Annotated in this window: 1 protein-coding gene; it reads right to left on the reverse strand. The window is 76.2% G+C overall.

The features are described from left to right. On the reverse strand, positions 1-493 hold a 493-nt coding region (locus HMPREF0731_RS22900; RefSeq protein WP_281015405.1), incomplete at its 3' end, for a methyl-accepting chemotaxis protein. Between the last annotated feature and the right edge of the window lie 24 nt (positions 494-517).

Raw genomic sequence — 517 nt, forward strand, 5'->3', positions numbered from 1 at the left:
TGCCGGCGGCGGCGGCGGCGGCGCGCGCCACCTCGCGCGTGGCCACGCTCTGCTGCTCGACCGCGGCGGCGATGCCGGCGGCCACCCCGTCATTCTGCGCCACCGTGCCGACGATGCCGTCGATCGCCGCCATGGCCTGCCCGGCCACCGCCTGCATCTGGCTGATCTGCGCCGCGATCTCGTCGGTGGCGCGGGCGCTCTGGGCGGCCAGCTGCTTCACCTCATTGGCGACGATGGCGAAGCCCTTGCCGGCCTCCCCGGCGCGGGCGGCCTCGATGGTGGCGTTCAGGGCCAGCAGGTTGGTGCGGCCGGCGATGTCGCGGATCAGCCCCATGACGGATTCGATCTGCGCCACGCTGCCGGCCAGGCCGCGCACCGTCTGCTCGGTGGTGCCGGCCTGCGCGGCGGCGGCGCGGGCCAGCCCCGCCGCCTCCGCCACGCGGCGGGTGATCTCGTTGATCGAGGCGGCCATCTGCTCGGCGGCGGTGGCCACGGCCTGCACATCCTCCTGCGCCCG

The sequence above is a fragment of the Pseudoroseomonas cervicalis ATCC 49957 genome (assembly GCF_000164635.1).
Taxonomy (GTDB): domain Bacteria; phylum Pseudomonadota; class Alphaproteobacteria; order Acetobacterales; family Acetobacteraceae; genus Pseudoroseomonas; species Pseudoroseomonas cervicalis.